Consider the following 17,774-nt stretch of genomic DNA (forward strand, 5'->3'; position numbering starts at 1 on the left):
AGTTATAGAACGATCGGAGCTAGACATGCGTGATCTGCTGCCCTGGCGCGAGCCGGTCCCGCAGGGCGCGACGACGGACGCCCGGGGGCGGTTCGGCGCGTACGGCGGGCGCTACGCGCCCGAGTCCCTGGTGGAGGCGTGCCGCGAGGTGGACGAGGCGTTCCGGGAGGCGTGGGCGGATCCCGGGTTCCGGGGTCTGCTGGCGCGGCTGCTCGCCGTGCACGCCGGGCGGCCGACGCCGCTCACCCCGGCCCGTCGCCTGTCGGAGGCGCTGGGGGTGGAGCTGTACCTGAAGCGCGAGGACCTCACCCACACCGGGTCACACAAGATCAACAATGTGCTGGGCCAGGCCCTGCTCGCCACCCGGATGGGACGGCGCAGGCTGATCGCCGAGACCGGCGCCGGGCAGCACGGCGTGGCCACCGCGACCGCCGCCGCGCTGCTCGGCCTGCGGGCCACGGTCTTCATGGGCGAACGCGACATCGAACGCCAGGCGCTCAACGTGTTCCGCATGCGCATGCTGGGCGCCGAGGTCGTCCCGGTGACCTCGGGCAGCCGCACCCTCAAGGACGCGACCAGCGAGGCCATGCGCCACTGGGTGGGTGCGACCGGCGACTCCCACTACTGCATCGGCTCGGTCGTCGGGCCGGACCCGTACCCGTGGATGGTCAGGGAGTTCCAGCGGGTCATCGGCGACGAGGCGCGCGCGCAGTGCGCGGCCGAGCTGCCGGCCGGCGTGCCGGACCACGTCGTCGCCTGCGTCGGCGGCGGCTCGAACGCGGCCGGCACGTTCGCCGGCTTCTCCGGCACCTCGGCGCGGCTGGTCGGGGTCGAGGCGGACGGCGGCGCCGGGGCGAGCCACGGCCGGCTCGGCGTCCTGCACGGCTGCCGCTCGCTGTTCCTCCAGGACGGCGACGGGCAGATCGTCGAGCCGCACTCGATCGCCGCCGGGCTCGACTACCCGGGCGTCGGCCCCGAGCACGCCCACCTGCGCGACCTGGGCCGGGCCCGCTACGTCACGGTGACCGACGACGAGGCCGTCGCGGCGGCGGTGCGGCTGGCGCGTACGGAGGGCATCCTCCCGGCGCTCGAGTCGGCGCACGCCCTCGCCTGGGTGATCCGCGCGGCGGCGGACGGCGAGCTGGCCGCCGGCTCGACGGTGCTGATGACGCTGTCCGGCCGCGGCGACAAGGACGTCTCCACCCTGAAGGAGCTGCTGTGACGAACCCGACCCTGACCGCCGGAGCGGTCGAGCGCCACCTGAGAGCCCGCCGCGCCACCGGCCGCGGCCTGCTCATGCCGTACGTCACGGGCGGGATCGCGCCCGGCTGGACCGGCTACCTGCGGGCGTTCGCCGACGCCGGGGCGGACGCGATCGAGCTGGGCCTGCCGTTCTCCGACCCCACGCTGGACGGCGCCACCATCCAGCAGGCGAGCGACGCGGCGCTGGCCCGCGGGGCGAGCACCCGCCGCATCCTCGCCGACCTGGCCGAGGTGCGCGACCTGGGCGTGCCGCTGGTCGCCAGCACCTACTACAACCTGGTGCTCAACGACGGCCCCGAGGCGTTCTGCGCCGCGCTGCGCCGGGCCGGCGTCAGCGGCCTGATCGTGCCCGACCTGCCGGTGCACGAGGCGGACGAGCTGGCGGACGTGGCCGCCGACGCCGGGATCGAGCTGGCCCTGCTGGCGTCCCCGACGACCCCGCAGCCACGGCTGGCGCGGATCTGCGAGCGCAGCCGCGGCTTCGTCTACGCCGTGTCGCTGATGGGCACCACCGGCGAACGGGCCGCCCTCGCCGCCTCGGCGGCCGGGCTCACCGCGCGGATCAGGCACGTCAGCGACCGGCCGGTCTTGCTAGGCTTTGGCATCTCCACCCCGGACCAGGCACGCGAGGCCCGCCGGCACGCCGACGGCGTGGTGGTCGGCGCCGCCGTCATGCGGCGGGTGCTCGACGGGGCCGGGCCGGACGACCTGCGGGTCTTCCTCACGAGCCTGCGGCAAGCCCTCGACCAGGAGTGTGACCGACCCCGATGACCCCCGACGCCGGGCACGAGGCGAGATACCGCGCCATCGCCGCCGACCTCGCCGCGAAGATCCGGTCGGGACACTACGCCCCCGGCACGGCCCTGCCGCCGCAACGGGAGCTGAGCGCCTCCTACGGGGTGACCCTCATGACGCTGCGCCAGGCGTTGCGTGAGCTGAGCGACGAGCGGCTGATCGTGCAGCAGCCCGGCAAGGGCACGTTCGTCGCCCCACCCCACCTGGGATACCAGCTCGACTCGCTCCGCAGCCTGGCCGACGACCTGCGCAAACAGGGTCACGACGTACGCACCTCGGTGGCCGGGCGGGCGGTGCGCCGGGCCCCCGCGCACGTCGCCGCCGAGCTGCGGCTGCGGCCCGGCGACTCGGCGCTGCGGCTGGAGCGGGTCCGCGAGTTCGCCGGGCGCCCGGCCGTGCACCAGGTGTCGTGGGTGCGGCGGCCGGTGGCCGACGGGATCCGCGACCGCGACTTCACCGCCGTCTCCCTCTACACGGCGCTCGCCGACGCCGGGGTGACGGTCGCGCGGGCGTCGGAGGTGGTGCGGCCCGGCGTGCTCGACCCCGCCGCCGCCCGCCACCTGCACGAGCCCGAGGGCAGCCCGGTGCTCGTCAGCACCCGCGTCACGTTCACGCTCGACGGCACGCCCGTGGTGGCCGACCACGCCACCATCCTCGGCAGCATGATGGAGATCCGCACCGAACGGGCCGCCACCGGCCTCTCCCTCACCTGGGGCCCCGCGAGCTGACCGGCGCCCGGCCGGCAAGCCTGGTCAGTCGAGGACCTGGAGGTCGACGGCCTTCTTGAGGAAGAGGATGCCGTCGATCAGGCCGAGGTGGGCCGGGTCGAGGGAGAAGTAGGCGAAGTCGCGGGAGACGCGCTTGTCCGGGGCCGGGACGGCCTCGGCGAGGCGGCGGGCGTCGACGAGGGCGTGCTCCCACGGGAGCGTGGAAAGCAGCCCCTCCACGGTGTCCGGGGACGGGGTGTCGTCGCCGACCGTGCCGAAGGCCGTGGCCAGGAACGCGTAGCGGTCGCCCAGATCCGTCGCGGCGAGCGCGCCCGCGCTCCACCATTCCAGCTCGTGGTCGCCGAAGGACATGAGGCTCTTGTGCCGCTGCAAGTGCAAATTGCCGGCGTAGACGAGGACCGGGCCCCGGGCGGCGATGGCGCGCAGGTTGTCGGCCATCATCGCGTCCCGCAGGGCCGACAGCCGGGCCCACCGGGTCGGGGCCGTGTCGGCCATCCAGTGGTGGTAGCGGAGCAGGCCGACGGCGGTGCGCCCGTACAGGGCCGCCCGCTCCCGGTCGGCGGCGCTCAGCGCCGGCGCCTGGGTGGCGAGCAGCGCCACCAGGTCGTCGGCGATCACCCGTAGCCGGTGGGCCTCGGCGGACCGGCCGATCGACCGGGACGGGTCCATGGCCGCGGCCTCGTCCGACCACCGCTCGTCCGCGCCCAGCAGCGTGTCGAGGGTCTCCGCGGTGCAGGGGAGCGGGCCGTCCAGGAGGGCGTGCAGGCCGGTGATGGCCTGGCGGGGGCTCGCCGCCCAGTACTCCAGCGGGCCGTCGAAGCCGAAGAAGCGCACCTTCTCGTCGTGCTCCTCGTTGTAGGCGCGCATCCAGCGGACGAGCTCGCGGTTGGCCGGGACCGTGCCGAACCGGTGGCTGAAGCCGCGCTCCATGACGTCGTCGAGCGTGCCCGCGCCCGTGGTGACGTAGTCGTCGACGAGCAGGCCCATGAGGCAGTCGCTCTCCAGGGCGAACCCCCGGTAGCCCTCGTGCTCCACCAGATGCCGGAAGATCTCGTTGCGCGCCTCGCCCAGCTCGTTCACGAAATGCCTGGCCTCGCCCAGCCCCAGCAGCAGGGGCCGGGCCGGCAGCGAGCGGAGGAACGCCGAGACGCCCGCGCCGTCGAGCGGCCGGGCCATGTCCTTGAAATCCATGCCTTCGACGGTATCGTTGAACAGCCAGTGTAAACTTTCGCGCGAAATTCCGAGACCTGTGCGGGATGGGCCTTCAAACGGTGATGCATCCATGAGGCCGGTGGACCTGGCGCGCGAGCACGGCCTGTCCACGCAGGCGATCAGAAACTACGAGGACGCCGGCATCCTGCCCGCCGCCGGGCGCACCGCCCACGGCTACCGCGCCTACACGCCGCTGCACGCCGAGGCGCTGCGCGCGTTCCTCGCCCTCGTGCCGGGGCACGGCCACCGGACGGCCACGTCGATCATGCAGGCGGTCAACCGGGGGGCCGTGGAGGACGCGCTGCTGCTCGTGGACGAGAGCCACGGGCTGCTTCTCGACGACCGCCGCACGCTCCAGGCCGTCGAGGCGGCACTGCGGGATCTGGCGCCCGTGCCGCAGGAGCGCGGCGACACGTTCATCGGCCCGCTGGCCAGGAAGCTCGGCCTGCGGCCCGCCACGCTGCGCAAGTGGGAGAAGGCCGGGATCGTCCGGCCGCGCCGCGACCCGCTGACGGGCTACCGGGTCTACGGCGCGGCCGACGTACGGGACGTGCGGCTGGCCCACCAGCTCAGGCGGGGCGGCTACCTGCTGGAACAGATCGCCCCGCTGATCGCGCAGGTCCGCGCCGCCGGAGGCGTCGCCCCGCTGGAGTCGACGCTGCGCGAGTGGCAGGCCCGCCTGTCAGCGCGGGGCCGGGCCATGCTTAGCGCCGCCGCCGCGCTGGACGCCTACCTCCGCGCCCGGGAAGCCTGACCCGGGCGGGGCGGCGGACGAGCAGGCCGGTCGCCGGGGTCAGGTGAAGGAGATCTGGCCCGTGCCGGTGAGCTGGGTGAATCCGGCGGCGGTCGTGCACTGGTTCAGGTCGGAGGTCATGGTGCCGCTGCCGCTGAAGGTGCGGCCCTTGAGCCGGCCGGAGGCGACGGTGCCGCTCAGCAGGTTGTCGGCCAGGGTGGCGCTGCCCGGGTGCGAGGCGGTGAGCGTGGAGGTGCCCACGCTCGTGCCCTGGCCGTTGCGCCAGGTGGCGGTGCCGGTCGCGGTCAGGTCGGCGACGCCGCGGCAGCTCGCGGTGGCGCTGCCGCTCACCTCCAGCCGCCCCGACTTGATGTCGGTGATCGTGCCCGAAGGCGAGGTGCAGTTCTCCAGGAGGAGGACGCCCTGCCCCTCGGTGTGCCGCGCCGCCGCGTCGCGCAGCGCGGGGGTGAAGGCGATGGGGTGCTTGGGCGCGGTGCGCACGTCGCACTTCAGCACGGCCGCGGCTGCCGCCGCCGGTTGCGCCGCCGGGCGGGCCACCTGCCGGGCGACCTGCCGGGCGACGGTCTCGGCGGAGCCGGTGGAGGCCAGGAACGGCACTGCGAGACCGGCGACGACGACCGCGACGGCGAGACCGCGAACGCGGCCGGGACGTGACTGGGACACGCATCCTCCCAATAACTATCTGGAGCTGATTGACTACTCTTTGTAACACGCTTTTGGCTCCGCTTACCAGGAGGCGGCATCGTGGTGGTGTCCTCACACGCGTCGGCCGGCGAGTCGGCCGCCGAGCGCCGGGAGCGTCGCTCGCTCTGGTGGCGGCTGGGCGTGCTGGCGGCGCGCCGCCGCCGGGTGATCCTCGCCGCGTGGCTGGCGCTCGTGGCCGGGTCGGCGGTGCTGGTCCCCGGCCTCGTCGAACGCTCGGCCGCGCCCGCCGTCCGGGTCGAGGGGTCGGGCTCGGCCGACGCCGCGCGGCTGTTGCAGCAGGGCTTTCCGCAGCTCGGCGGCGAGCAGATGCTGATGGTGTTCGCCTCCGCGACGCTCACCGACGCCGACGGCCCCTACCAGCGGGCCCTCCACGACGCTACGCGCGCCGTGGCCGCCCGGCCCCTGGTGGGCGGGGTCCGGCTGCTGCCCGCCGTGCCGGGGCAGGACCGGCGGCGCGTGTACGCGCTCCTCGGCGTCAACGGCGACCAGCGGGCCAGGCAGGAGGCGCTGCCGTCGCTGCTGCGCGCGGCCGGTGACGCGGCCGGGCGGGCCTCCGGAGGGCGCGTCGAGGTGCACGTGGTGGCCGAGGGCGCGCTGCTGACCGTGGTCAAGCAGGCCGACCTGGCCGACCTCCGGCGGGCCGAGCTGCTGGCCGTGCCGCTGTCGCTGCTGACGCTGGCGGCCGGGCTGGGCGCGATCGGGGCGGCCGTGGCGGTGCTGGCGGTGGCCGGGGCGGTGACCATGACGTGCCTCGGCCTGCTGGGCGCGGCGAGCCTGCTGGGCGTGACCGTCAACACGTTCATGCTCGCCGTGGCGGCCACCGTCGGGCTGGGGCTCGGCCTCGACTACGCGCTGCTGATCCTGCTGCGCTACCGCCAGTCGCGGGCCGCCGGGCACGACCGGCATGACGCGGCCGGGGCCGCGGTGGCCACCGCCGGGCGCACGGCGGCCTGGTGCGCGCTAGGGGTGGCGCTCACGTCGGCGGCGCTGCTGGTCGTCTGCACGCCCATGATCCGCACCATGGCGGTGGCGGTCAGCGTGACGGCCGTGGTGGCGGCCGCAGTCGCCGTCACGCTGCTACCGGCCCTGCTCGCGGCCGCCGACAGGTGGCTGCTCCGCCGCCGCGCCGCCGCTCCGGCGGGCGGTGACGGCTGGGCGCGCTGGGCCCGGCACCTCATGCGCCGTCCCGTCGCCTACACGCTGGCCTGCTCCGGGGCGCTGCTGCTGGCCGCCGCCCCGCTGACCGGGGTGCGTCTCGGCTTCGACCTGGACCGGCCAGCGCTCGCGGGCAGCGACTTCGCGCGCGGCCTGGCGCACATGGAGGCCGACGGCATCGCCTCGGGCCTGGCCGTCGTGCTGCCGCACCCCGCCGGCACGCCGCCGGTCGACGCCTTCGCGCTGGTCGCCACGCTCAAGGACGACGCCAGGGTGTCGCTGGCCACCTCGGTCGACAACGGCCGCGACCTCACCGTGGTGACCGTCTTCACCCGGACCAGCCTCGACGACCCGGCCACCACCGAGCTGGCCCGGCAGATCACCGGGCGGCTCGCGCCCGCGACGCTGCCGCCCGGCCAGCGGGTGTACGTGACCGGGCCCACGGTGATCTTCGCCGATCTCATGGACGAGACCGCCGCCCAGCTCGGCACCGTGATCCCGCTGGTGCTGGGCTGCTCGCTGGTGTTCCTGCTGGTGACGTTCCGCAGCGTCGTGCTGCCGGTCAAGGCCGTCGTGATGAACCTGCTGGCCGTCCTCGCCGCGTTCGGCCTGCTGACCCTGGCCACCCGCCACCTTCCCGGCCTGGTCGGCGCCGAGGTCGACACGCTGGTCCCGCTGCTGGCGTTCACGCTGGTGTTCGGCCTGTCGATCGACTACGAGATCTTCCTCATCCATCGCGTCGCCGAGCACTACCAGGCCCACGGCGACAACACCGCCGCCGTGGCCGACGGCCTGACGCACACCGCCAGGCCGATCACCGTGGCCGCCGCCTGCATGGTCGCCACGTTCGCGGCGCTGCTCACGGCCGACAGCCGCCATCTGGTGCAGCTCGGGCTCACGGTCGCGGTCGCGATCGTGATCGACGCGACCGTCATCCGGCTGGTCCTCGTACCGGCGCTCATGCGGCTGTTCGGCGACCGCAACTGGTGGCTGCCGTTCGCGCGTCACTCGTCCAGGTGACGGCTGGCCGCGTACAGGCCGAGAGCCCGGATCATGACCGTGTGGTGGTTGACCGGCAGCAGGGCCTGCAGCGGACGCCACGCCTGGTCGACGGCCGTGCGCGCGTCGGCCAGGCTCGCCCCGGTGGCGCCGCAGCGGTCCACGGCGCGGGCGACCTCGGCCGCCGCGACCGGGTCGGCGCCGCCCGCCCGGACGATCTCCCACACCTCCCGCAGCCGGTCGCGCGGCAGCCTCGCGACCGCGTGGGCGAGCGGGTAGGTGACCTTGCCCTCGCGGATGTCCTCGCCGGGGAGCTTGGCGACGCGTGCGCCAGGACGGCCGTCCGCGACCAGCACCGCCCGCAGGTCGGCCACGTCGTCGGTGATCTGGTACGCCAGCCCCACGGCCTCGAAGTACGCGCTGACGGCGTCCAGCAGCTCGCCCCGGGCGCCGCCGAGGATCGCGCCGAACTCGCCCACGCCGCGCACCATCCCGCCCGTCTTGAGCCGGTGCGTGGTCCGCACCCGCTCCAGCACGGCGGCGGCGTCACCGGTGGCCACGGCGAGCTCCATCACGTCGTGGTGCCCGGCGATGTCGAGTGCCTGACCGGCGTGGTTGCGCCGCATGCCGTCGAGGTACGCCTGGTAGAGCCGCAGCCGCCGGTCCGGGTCGCCGGGCAGCAGATGGCGTGCTACCTGGTCGAAGACCAGATAGGTGTGGGTGCCGGTGTTGATGGCGGTGGCCTGCCCGAACACCGTGTGGACGGCGGGCCGGCCGCGCCGCGTCGGCGCGTTGTCCTCGACGTCGTCCACCATGAGGCTGGCGGTGTGCATCAGCTCGACGAGCGCCGCCAGCGCCCGGTAGTGGCGGCTGTCGACGCCCTGCATCTCCATCGCGGCGAGCGCGGCGTAGCTGCGCCAGCCCTTGCCCATCGCGTCGGCCAGGTGGCGGACGGGCGCGACCAGCGCGCGGTGCAGCGGCCCGGCGACGGCCTCGACCGGCCAGGAGCCGGCGGGGGAGAGGCCGGCCAGCGTGGCGATGGCGTCCGGGTCGGGCTCGTCGGGATACAGGCGTACGACCTCGGCGTGGGTGATGTCGCGCAGCCGTTCGACGTGCCCTTCGAAGTCGGTGATGCGGTGGTCGGGCTGGATCTCCAGCCAGCCGGCGCCGCGCACCGGCTCGCCGCCCAGCTCGCCCTCGGCCGTGACGGCGGCGTCGAACAGGGCGCCCAGCCCGACCGCCGCCTGGCGCTCCTGTTCCGGGAAGCAGGCGGTCACCCGCAGCGACAGGCCGGCGCCGGGCGCCTCGATCCGCCAGACGACCGGGTAGGCGTGCAGCGTCGTCGTGGAGATCCAGCTCTCGCCGGGGACCAGCGTGACGGGGCTGCCGGCGCGGGTGCCGTCGGGCGAAACCAGCAGCAGCCCGCCGTCGGCGGCCACCACGTCCCACCCGTTGTCCAGGTGCACGGCGATCCGCGCGTGGCCATCCCGCGCCGGGGCGGGCCCGTGCCGGTACAGGGCGATCCCGGTCAGCGGGACCGGTGGGTGCTCCGGCCGCCGCCAGGTCGCCTCGACCGCGAGGCGGGTGACGAGCTCCGCGCCGGACGCCGCCACGGCCGGCTTGAGCGGGCGCGCGGTCAGCTCCCACTCGTCGCCGTCGCCGCGCAGCACGACGCGGCAGCCGTCGTCCCCGGCCGCCCGCAGCTCGGCGACGCCCCCGAAGTCGAGTCCGGTGCGGCCGGCCGCCACGCGGGCCGGGCCGGGCAGCAGCCGGGCGGGAAGGATCGGCCGCCCGCCCGCGCACGCCTCGCGCACCGCCTCGCCGATGCGCGGGTCCCACCCGTCGGCCGCCTCCTGTCGCGTCAGCTCGACCCCGCCGTCGTCGCACCAGGTGAAGGCCCGGTACGCGGGCTGCCCGGGCTCGCACGTCGCCCACTCGCACCCGTGGGCGACCAGCGGGCCGCCGCCGGGGCGGGTGGCGCGCCGGACCTGGAAGCCGGCCGTCAGCCGGTGCTCGACCCCGCCCTCGTCACGCAGCACGGCGGCGAAGCGCCACTCCTCGTGATCGAGACGGGGGCCGGGAAGCGTCTGCGTGCCCGTCTCGACGATCGGCTCAACCCCCACGGCGTCCACCCTTCAGATCGGTGACGATACGCATGCGTACCGTCGCTCACCGTCATGATGAGGGATGGCATGCCGTCACTGCCACCGGATCGGCCCGGGCCGCGCCTGTACTCGACAAGTCCCACAAAACCGGGGAAACGATGGTAATTGTGGGACTGGTGTTGCAGACGGGACATGAGGGATAAACATGCCGACAGACGAGCCGTGGCGGCTGCTGGAGCAACTCGTCCAGGAGGTCAACCAGCAAACCGAACAGCTCGGCAGGATGCGCGAGCGGGCCCGGGAGCTGTCGGCCACGGCCACGTCGAAGGACGGCCTGGTCACCGTGACCGTCGGCCCGCGCGGCGAGGTCCGGTCCATCGAGTTCGACCCCCGCGTCTACCGCAGGCTGTCGCCCTCGGAGCTGTCCGCCGTGCTCGTCGAGCAGATCGGGCGGGCGACCACGCAGGTGTCCGGCGAGATGAAGGAGCTGATGGCGCCGTTCGTGCCGGACCTCCCGTTCGAGGACCTGTTCGGCGAGGGCACGGACCTCGACGCGTTCCTCCCCGGTGCCGGCCCGGCGCAGCCGCGGGGGGACGCGCGCTGATGGGGCTGGACCTCAGCCTGGTGCCCGACGTGGTCAAGCCGCTGGCCAAGCCGTTGACCGGCGGCGCGTTCCCCGGGGCCGACGTCGGCGGGCTGCTCGCCGAGGCGCAGGCGCTGGAGCGGCTGGCGGACCTGCTGGCCGGGATCAAGGCCGAGGACGCCGGCGCGGTCACCCGGCTGTTACGCAGCGGGGAATGGGAGGGCGTCGCCAAGGAGGCGTTCGAGAAGGCCTTCGAGTCCCTCGGCGGCGAGGCCGGCTCCGTCTCCGGCGAAGCGGTGCTCGACGTGCTGGAGCGGGCGCTGCGCGACGAGGCGGAGGCCCTGCGCACGCACGGCGTGCGGATGCAGCACGCCGAGTGGATGATCTACGCGGCGCTGGCGCTCCTCGGCGTGATGATCGTCAGGCTGCTGGTGTGGATCTACGTCAACGGCCCGGCCGTCCTCGCGCTGATCAGGCACCACACGCTGATGACCCAGGTGAGCATCCAGACGATCAAGCGGCTCATGCTGCTGAACACGCTGAAGTTCGCCGGGATCATGGGCGGCCTGGACCTCGGCGTACAGGTGGCCCAGCAGCTCTGGGGCGACCGCGAGGCGGGGGACTTCGACCTCGCCTCGCTGGCGATGTCGACCGGCAGCGGCGCCCTCACCGGCGTGCTGTTCGGCGGCGCGAACGCCGCCCTCTCCCGCCTGCTGAGCAAGCAGATGGTGTACGTCGCGTCCCGGGCCGAACTGGCCGTCCGCGACAAGATCGTGGCGATCGGGCAGAGCATGTACGGCCAGGCGCTGCTGGGCGGGGCGGCGGGCACCGCCGGGGCCGTCCCCGCGCTGGCGGCCAGCGGGCAACTGGACGCCTCCCACCTCGGCTACGCGTTCATCTCCGGGGTGGCGGGCGGGCTCGACATCCCGGCGTCGGCCCGGGTGAGCTACCTGCCGATGGCGGCCATCGGCGAGATCGGCGGCCCCGCGCACCCGGCCGGCGATTCACCGCCTCCCGCCCGGCCCGCCCTCGGGGAGACCTCGCTCGCCGGGGCCGCCCACGCCGACACCGCCCCGCCGCCCGCCCCCAGAGCCCCGGACGACGCCGGACCGCAGGTGCTCCCGAACGGCGCCCTCGCCGGCGAGGTCGTCCGGCGTCACGACACGCCGCTGCCCCCCGCCGACCGTGCCGCGCCGACGCGCCCCCCGCACCAGCCGCCCGGTGACCGCGCACCGCAGCCCCATCCCGGTGACCGCGCCCCGCACACCCGCCCGGCCGAGCGCGCCTCGCAGGACCCGCCGGGGGAGCGGGCTCGTAACCTGCCGGCCGAGCGCGCCCCGCAGACCCTTCCCGCCGAGCGGACCCCGTACAGCCAGAGCGCGGCCACCACCGCTCGCGCCGATGCCGCGGGCCCGGGGGAGCTTCCGCGCGCCTCCCTGGTCCCGGCCACCGTCCCGGCGACGGTCGTCGCGTCCCCCGAGACCGCCACCGGCGGCGAGCCCCGACCGGAACGGCCCGAACACCCCCGCACGGACGCGCCCCCACCCGCACGCGGCCAGAACCCCCCCCCCCCCCCCCCCCGGCCCGAACCGGAAGCCCCCACCGCACCCCGCGACCAACCGGAGGCAGGGTCCCTGGCGACCACCCGCGACCGGCCCGAAGGGGCGGCCCCCGAGGGGGCGGCGTCCCAGCGGGAGCGGCCGGTGGCGTCGATGCTCGCGGCCGATCATGCCCCCACGCCGGCGACCCCCGTGCGCGAGGGCGCGCCACCGGCGGCGGGCGGGACCGCCGTGCAGGATCGGGCGTATCCGGCGGGGCCGCAGCACGGGCCCGACGTTCACTCGCCGATCGCGGACCCCCGCCCCCGGAACTTCGCAGAGGCCGCGGCGATCGTCCACCGCTGGACCCCCGGCCCGCAGAACCGGATCGAACGGCTGCTCAGCGGCCCGTCCGACGAGGTCCTCCTGGCCGAAGGCCGGCAACTGGCCGAGCGGCTGTCCACCACCCGGCGCGACGACGCGACCGCCCGCGCCCTGGCCCACATGAGCCGCAGCCTCGGCGGGCCGGACCCGGCGCGCGCCGTCCAGGATCTCGCCCGCGACCTCGGCCTGGATCGCGAGATCGACGCCCTGGTTGACGTGTTCGGCGACGCCCGGCGGTACGAGATGGCCCCGGAAGCCGCGACCGACCGCGCGTCGCTGACCGCCGTGCTCGACCGGATGATGGGGGCGGACTCGTACCGCTGGACGGGGTTCAGGAACCAGCTCCGGTTCTCCTTCCACGACGCGGACGCCGACCAGGCGCGCACGATCGGGATCATGATCGACGTGATGGGGGAGCCCGTCACCTCCAGCCGGGTCAGGAGCTACACCAAGCCCGTGCTCGACCGGTACGGCATCCGCGACATCAGGGAGCTGCTGCCGGTCTTCCGCGCGGCTCACCAGAACGGCCACTTCCCGCGCGGGGCGATGGGCGAGGCGGACTTCCTGGCGGCCATGGACGCGTTCCGGCGCGAGGACCCGGCCCTGTGGGACGGCGTGCTGCTGGCCGAGCGGCACGCCCTGACCGGCCTGAGCGAGCCGGAGGCGCGCCTGCTCGCGCTCCTGGACGACCTCGCCGCCCGCCAGGAGGGCGACACGCCGCCGCTGGAGCGGCTGGCCGCTGAGGTGGGGCAGGGGGACTCGGTCGAGCAGCTGCTCCACCTGGCCGCCGACGCGCACCGGCACGGCGCCGACCTGACGCGGGTGTCCGGCCCGCGCGAGCTGGCCGACCTGCTCACCGCCCACCGGACGCGGGACCCGTACCTGTGGGACGGGCTGCGCGTCGCGGCCGAGCACGGCGTCACGCGGCCGGCGGACGACGCGGCGCGGGCGCTGTCCCGGCTGGCCGAGATCACCGGTTCGGAGGCGCCGTCGCGGCTGCCGGTGTTCGAGCCGCTGCGCCGCCTGGCCGTGGACGCGGGCCTCGGCTACTCCGTCGAACGGCTGGCGGACCGGGCCGCCGAGGTGCAGCAGCGGGGCTTCGACCTGTTCGCGCCGGTCGGCCGGCAGCAGGTGCTCGACGCCCTGATCGGGGACGCCGGAGCCGCCGCGCCCCGGCCGCCGGCCGTCCCGCCCGGCCTGCACGACCTGCCGCCCTCGGCGCACCGGGATGCGCTGCGGGCCGCGAGCCGCGAGCTCGACGCGGCCCAGCAGACGCGCCCCGAGCAGAATCCCGTCCTGCGCCGCGTCCGCTCCCTGCTGGCGGGCCCCGATCCGCTGGCCGCGATGGAACGGGAGCGCGTCGCCTCCTTGGAGTCCCGCGTCCGGGCCTGGCAGCGCTGGCCGGATCGCCCGGAAGTGTCGTACACCAGGGACTTCGCGGCGTTCCGTGACGCCTACGACCGGGCCGTGGAACGGGCTGTGAGCGGCGAGCCGGTGATCCCGTACATGCTCGACGACGCCACGGCGTCGCTGGGCGCGCGGGAGGGCGGGCGCGGGTTCGGGCTGGAGCTGGAGTTCGAGCTGCCGGAAGGCGTCTCGTCCCGGCGCCTGGAGGACATCGCCCGCGCCCTGCACCAGGCGGGGCTGACCGGCGACGCCGTGCAGCACGGCTATCACACGATGAAGAAGCGGGGCTACAGCGCGGGCGCGAACGGCGGGCTCGGCCTGTGGGCGCTGGAGCAGGACGGCACGGTCGCGGGCGAGCTGGTCTCGCCCATCCTGTACGACGAGCCGGCGACCTGGGCGAACCTGCGCACCGCCGTCGAGATCATCCGGGCGCACGGCGGCACGGCCGGGCCCCGGACCGGCGGGCACGTCCACGTGAGCACGAACGACTTCGACCACATCGTGGAGAACTACGTCAGCACGCTGGTCCACGTCGGCCACCACACCGACACGCTGTTCAGGCTCGCGCACAACCCGGAGGCGGACAGCCACCGGGGTCTGAAGCACTGCCGCCCCAACGCGGTGCCCACGGAGGGCTATGCGGAGATCGGGCCGGTGCGGCACCGCAACAGCGGCCATGAGTCCGCGGTGAACATGCAGGCCATGACGGGCTCGGCGGCGGACCACATCGAGCTGCGGCTGTGGGACGGCTCGCTCGACGCCGCCGTGATCCAGGCGCAGGTGAAGGTGTCGCTCGGGCTGGTCGAGGCGGCGTTCCGCAACGCGACGCTGGACCACCTGCCGAACCGGGGCGAGCCCGACCCGCTGGGCGCCCACGCCGGGCACTTCCGGGACCCGGCGCAGGACCGCACCGAGGCGGGGAGCCTGTCCTTCCGCAGCCTGATGGACGAGATCTTCTGGCGGGCCGCCGACAAGGAGCAGCTCACCGCCCTGTACGCCGCCACCCGCTGGGCCACGGAAGGCACCCCATGAGCGTGATCATCGCCAACCCGTCGTCGGCGGAGCCGCCCCCGGCCGCACCGGCCGGACCGGACGGCCTGCCGTACCGCTTCGAGATGATCCACGCGGGCGGCAGGCTCCGCGGCTACGCGGGCGAGCCCGCCGAGCTGGTCGCGATGCTCGTCCCCGGCTACGCCGAGCTGCCCGGAGAGGACGGGCGCGCGGCCGCCCGCGTCCGGCTCGCCCTCGACCTCCAGGTCAGGCTGCAGGCGGAGCTCGCGGCCGGGCGGCTCGGCGCGTGCACGGCCGAGGAGCGGGCCGTGCTCCTCGGCCCCCGGCACGAGCCCCCGGCGCCCGCCCGGTGGACGGCGCCGGTCCCGCTGGTCCTGGTCGCCGCCTTCTACGAGCCCGCCGGTCCTCTCCCTCGGCCGTCCGGCCCGGCCGGCCTTCAGGTGTGGCTCGATCCCGCCGACGACTGGACGCTCCTGACCAGCCTGCACACCGCCGGACTGATCACCGTGAACGCCCGCGCCGGAGCCTGACGGGGCCGGGGTGAGCGCCGGGGCGCTGGTAATCTGCGATCGTGCCAGCCAGCCGGAGCAAGTCGCGGACCGACGCCGAACGGAATCGAGCACGCGTGCTGGAGGTGGCCCGCGAGCTGTTCGCCGAACTCGGCGACCAGGTGCAGATGGCGGAGGTGGCCAAGGCCGCCGACGTGGGCATCGGCACCGTCTACCGTCACTTCCCCACCCGGCAGGCGCTGGTCGAGGCGGCGGCGCAGCACCGGTTCGCGGAGATCCTGGACTTCGCCCGTGAGCGCTGCCTGGCCGCGCCCGACCCCGGTGTCGGGCTGGACCTGCTGCTGACGGGCATCGGCGAGGTGCTGGCCAAGGACCGCGGCCTGTCCGGCGCGATCGAGTCGGCCATGGGTTCGGCCGAGCCGTCGGGCGACAGCCGGACCGCGCTGGAGGGCCTGGCGGGCACGCTGCTCGACCGCGGGCGCGCGGCGGGCTCGGTCCGCGACGACGCCACGGTGACCGACGTCTACATGATCGTGTGCGGGCTGGCGGCGGTGATCCGCACGGGCAGCGGCGACTGGCGGCGGTTCGTCAGGCTCGCCCTCGACGCGCTGCGGCCCGGCCGCCCCTCCTCGCCGACCGGCTAGCCCTCCTCGTAGACGACGTGGTGCTTGCGCGTGTGGCGGTTGAGCGCCGCCGGGTCGAACCGGCCCGCCCTGCTCACCTCGGACCTGTGCTCGATCAGGGCCTCCACCACGCTCTCCCAGCCTCCGGGTGACGAGATCTGGACGACCCGGGGCGGCGGCGTGGAGCCCGGCCGGATCGCGTGGGGCACGCCATGCGGAAGCAGGACGAACTGCCCCCTGCCCGCGGTGTGGACCGCGCCGTCGAACTCGATCTCCAGCTCGCCGTCCAGCACGTAGACGCACTCGTCGGCGACCAGGTGGGTGTGCCGGGGGACCGGCTGCGCGACCGTCACCTCCAGCAGCGAGAACAGCCCGCCGGTGTCGGCGGTGCGCGCCTTGACGGAGAACGCGGGCGGCACGGGGACGCGCCCCGGACGCGCCTCGCCCGGCTTCAGCACGAAGCAGCGGTTCAGGTCGCCCCAGTCGTCCCGCGGGTCCGCCCCGGTGGCGTCCTCCAGGTGACGCTCCCGGCCGCCCGGCGCCGACACCCGCAGCGCGTGCATAGGGGAGGCGTCGCCGCCGAGGTCACGCATGGCGCGGGTGACGCCGCGCGGCAGCAGTACGCACATCCCCGCGGTCAGGCGATGGGATGCGCCGCCGACGTCGACGCCGAGCTCGCCCGCGATGACGTACACGAACTCGTCGTAGTCGTCGTGCGCGTACGGGGGGACGTCGCCGCCGCGGAGCTCCAGGAGGGAGAAGCGGCCCTGGGTGTCCTCGGCGCTCGCCTTGACGCTCGCCCGCGGCGGCAGAGGCACGCGGGCGGGCCGGGAGTCCCCGGCGTCCAGCACGAAGAAACGGTCCTTGCTCATGGCAGCCCTTTCGACAAAGCGGATTCGGATTCCGATTCCGTTTTAGATCTAGCAGACCGCCCGAATCACTGTCAAAGCAGCCTGTCTATGCTCAGGCCCATGGCACTGGAATGGGAACAGATCATCGTCGACTCCGCCGACCCTGTCGCGCTCGGGCGCTGGTGGGCCCAGGCTCTCGGCTGGATCGTGGTCGACGAAACCGAGGAGATCATCGAGATCCGGCCCGAACCGGACCGGATGCCGGGGCTGCTCTTCGTGCCTGTCCCCGAGGGCAAGACGTCGAAGAACCGGCTCCACCCCGACTTCCGCCCCGACGACCAGGAGGCCGAGGTCGCCCGGCTGCTCTCCCTCGGCGCCCGGCGCGCCGAGACCGTGCAGGACGAGCAGCACTGGGTGACCCTCCTCGACCCGGAAGGCAACGAGTTCTGCGTCCTGGGCGAGCGGAAGCACTGAGCGGAGCCTGCCCCCGCCTCCCGGGGCAGGTCACGTACCGCTGAACAGCCGGTCCAGATGCGCGTCGATCGCGGCGAGCGCGTCCTGGGGCTCGATCACGTCGAGTTCGATCAGGGAGGTGAAGCCGGTGAGGGCGAGGAGCAGGTTGGTCTCGGCCACCGGGTCGCGACCGGAGTCGATGTGCCCGTCGGCGATCGCCTGGCGGACCAGCCGCTCGACGAGGGCCCGCCCCTGGACGAGGCCGCGGCGCGCCTGCTCGTGCACGGCCTCGTCGTGCAGCGCCTCCAGGACGTAGGCGGCGCTCATCCGGCTGGTCGCGCGGGCGTCGGCATGCAGGGGGAGCATTTCGGCGAGCGTCAGCCGCAGCACGTCACGGGGGTGCGGACGGTCACCGAGCTTCTCCAGCCCCTGATGCACGCGCGCCGACGTCTGCTCGGACGCGAGGTCCATGGCGAAGGAGAGCATGGCGGTCCGGGAGGCGAAGTAGTGCTGCAGCTGCCCGAGTGACATGCCCGCCTCCTGCGCCACCACGCGCATCGTCAGCCGCGTGACGCCGCGCTGCTCCACCACCCGCCACAGCGCGCGGGCGATCGCTTCGCGGCGTCCGCGGTGGTCCACCTGTTTCGGCATCGCCGGCCCTTCCTCGGGGCTGTTCCAATACAGTTGACATAATACCCC

15 protein-coding genes are annotated in these 17,774 nt (G+C 74.7%); 10 read left to right on the plus strand and 5 right to left on the minus strand.

Annotated elements, in window-relative coordinates:
• The first annotated feature begins 25 nt into the window (after nucleotides 1–25).
• Genes trpB through ACBI99_RS19615 form a run of 3 tightly spaced genes read left to right on the plus strand, consistent with a single transcriptional unit; the run spans nucleotide 26 to nucleotide 2,786 of the window.
• Nucleotides 26–1,222 (plus strand): tryptophan synthase subunit beta, encoded by a 1,197-nt coding sequence (trpB, locus tag ACBI99_RS19605; RefSeq protein WP_375072991.1) that lies wholly within the window; start codon nucleotides 26–28, stop codon nucleotides 1,220–1,222.
• Nucleotides 1,219–2,034: a tryptophan synthase subunit alpha gene (gene trpA, locus ACBI99_RS19610; RefSeq protein WP_375072992.1), complete on the plus strand. Its 816-nt coding sequence runs from the start codon at nucleotides 1,219–1,221 to the stop codon at nucleotides 2,032–2,034. The genes trpB and trpA overlap by 4 nt, the downstream gene beginning before the upstream one ends.
• On the plus strand, nucleotides 2,031–2,786 hold the full coding sequence (locus ACBI99_RS19615; RefSeq protein WP_357587798.1) for a GntR family transcriptional regulator: 756 nt from the start codon (nucleotides 2,031–2,033) through the stop codon (nucleotides 2,784–2,786). The genes trpA and ACBI99_RS19615 overlap by 4 nt, the downstream gene beginning before the upstream one ends.
• A gap of 24 nt (nucleotides 2,787–2,810) precedes the next feature.
• On the opposite strand, the gene ACBI99_RS19620 is transcribed toward ACBI99_RS19615, so the two are convergent.
• On the minus strand, nucleotides 2,811–3,977 hold the full coding sequence (locus tag ACBI99_RS19620) for an erythromycin esterase family protein (protein WP_375072993.1): 1,167 nt from the start codon (nucleotides 3,975–3,977) through the stop codon (nucleotides 2,811–2,813).
• A 91-nt stretch (nucleotides 3,978–4,068) separates the two neighbouring features.
• Between ACBI99_RS19620 and ACBI99_RS19625 the strand changes: the two genes are divergently transcribed.
• Nucleotides 4,069–4,752 carry a TioE family transcriptional regulator gene (locus ACBI99_RS19625; RefSeq protein ID WP_375072994.1) on the plus strand — a complete coding sequence of 228 codons (684 nt, stop codon included), beginning with the start codon at nucleotides 4,069–4,071 and terminating at the stop codon, nucleotides 4,750–4,752.
• Between the two features lie 39 nt (nucleotides 4,753–4,791).
• On the opposite strand, the gene ACBI99_RS19630 is transcribed toward ACBI99_RS19625, so the two are convergent.
• A complete protein-coding gene (locus ACBI99_RS19630) occupies nucleotides 4,792–5,415 on the minus strand; it encodes a hypothetical protein (protein ID WP_375072995.1) in 624 nt (207 codons plus the stop codon).
• 81 nt (nucleotides 5,416–5,496) lie between these two features.
• Between ACBI99_RS19630 and ACBI99_RS19635 the strand changes: the two genes are divergently transcribed.
• Nucleotides 5,497–7,632, plus strand: coding sequence for an MMPL family transporter (locus ACBI99_RS19635; protein WP_375072996.1), 2,136 nt, complete (start codon nucleotides 5,497–5,499; stop codon nucleotides 7,630–7,632).
• Here ACBI99_RS19635 and ACBI99_RS19640 read toward each other — a convergent pair.
• A complete protein-coding gene (locus ACBI99_RS19640) occupies nucleotides 7,617–9,734 on the minus strand; it encodes a polyprenyl synthetase family protein (protein WP_375072997.1) in 2,118 nt (705 codons plus the stop codon). The two genes, ACBI99_RS19635 and ACBI99_RS19640, sit on opposite strands and share 16 nt — an antisense overlap.
• A 187-nt stretch (nucleotides 9,735–9,921) precedes the next feature.
• Here ACBI99_RS19640 and ACBI99_RS19645 point away from each other — a divergent pair, with 187 nt between their 5' ends.
• The 4 genes from ACBI99_RS19645 to ACBI99_RS19660 are packed head-to-tail and all read left to right on the plus strand — an operon-like array spanning nucleotide 9,922 to nucleotide 15,792.
• The gene (locus tag ACBI99_RS19645; RefSeq protein ID WP_357587809.1) at nucleotides 9,922–10,320 is read left to right on the plus strand and encodes a YbaB/EbfC family nucleoid-associated protein; all 399 of its coding nucleotides are present in this window, start codon (nucleotides 9,922–9,924) and stop codon (nucleotides 10,318–10,320) included.
• Complete coding sequence (locus ACBI99_RS19650) at nucleotides 10,320–14,660, plus strand: hypothetical protein (RefSeq protein ID WP_375072998.1); 4,341 nt, start codon at nucleotides 10,320–10,322, stop codon at nucleotides 14,658–14,660. The genes ACBI99_RS19645 and ACBI99_RS19650 overlap by 1 nt, the downstream gene beginning before the upstream one ends.
• Nucleotides 14,657–15,169 carry a hypothetical protein gene (locus tag ACBI99_RS19655; protein WP_375072999.1) on the plus strand — a complete coding sequence of 171 codons (513 nt, stop codon included), beginning with the start codon at nucleotides 14,657–14,659 and terminating at the stop codon, nucleotides 15,167–15,169. The genes ACBI99_RS19650 and ACBI99_RS19655 overlap by 4 nt, the downstream gene beginning before the upstream one ends.
• Before the next feature lie 41 nt (nucleotides 15,170–15,210).
• Nucleotides 15,211–15,792 carry a TetR/AcrR family transcriptional regulator gene (locus ACBI99_RS19660; protein WP_375073000.1) on the plus strand — a complete coding sequence of 194 codons (582 nt, stop codon included), beginning with the start codon at nucleotides 15,211–15,213 and terminating at the stop codon, nucleotides 15,790–15,792.
• Here the strand turns inward: ACBI99_RS19660 and ACBI99_RS19665 are convergent.
• Nucleotides 15,789–16,643, minus strand: a complete 855-nt coding sequence (locus ACBI99_RS19665; RefSeq protein ID WP_375073001.1) for a cupin domain-containing protein — start codon at nucleotides 16,641–16,643, stop codon at nucleotides 15,789–15,791. The genes ACBI99_RS19660 and ACBI99_RS19665 overlap by 4 nt on opposite strands.
• A gap of 99 nt (nucleotides 16,644–16,742) precedes the next feature.
• Here ACBI99_RS19665 and ACBI99_RS19670 point away from each other — a divergent pair, with 99 nt between their 5' ends.
• The gene (locus tag ACBI99_RS19670; protein ID WP_375073002.1) at nucleotides 16,743–17,096 is read left to right on the plus strand and encodes a VOC family protein; all 354 of its coding nucleotides are present in this window, start codon (nucleotides 16,743–16,745) and stop codon (nucleotides 17,094–17,096) included.
• Between the two features lie 30 nt (nucleotides 17,097–17,126).
• Here the strand turns inward: ACBI99_RS19670 and ACBI99_RS19675 are convergent, their stop codons facing one another.
• Nucleotides 17,127–17,726: a TetR/AcrR family transcriptional regulator gene (locus ACBI99_RS19675; protein WP_375073003.1), complete on the minus strand. Its 600-nt coding sequence runs from the start codon at nucleotides 17,724–17,726 to the stop codon at nucleotides 17,127–17,129.
• Between the last annotated feature and the right edge of the window lie 48 nt (nucleotides 17,727–17,774).

Origin of the sequence: Nonomuraea sp. ATR24, from assembly GCF_041950485.1 — a bacterium.
Classification (GTDB): domain Bacteria; phylum Actinomycetota; class Actinomycetes; order Streptosporangiales; family Streptosporangiaceae; genus Nonomuraea; species Nonomuraea ceibae.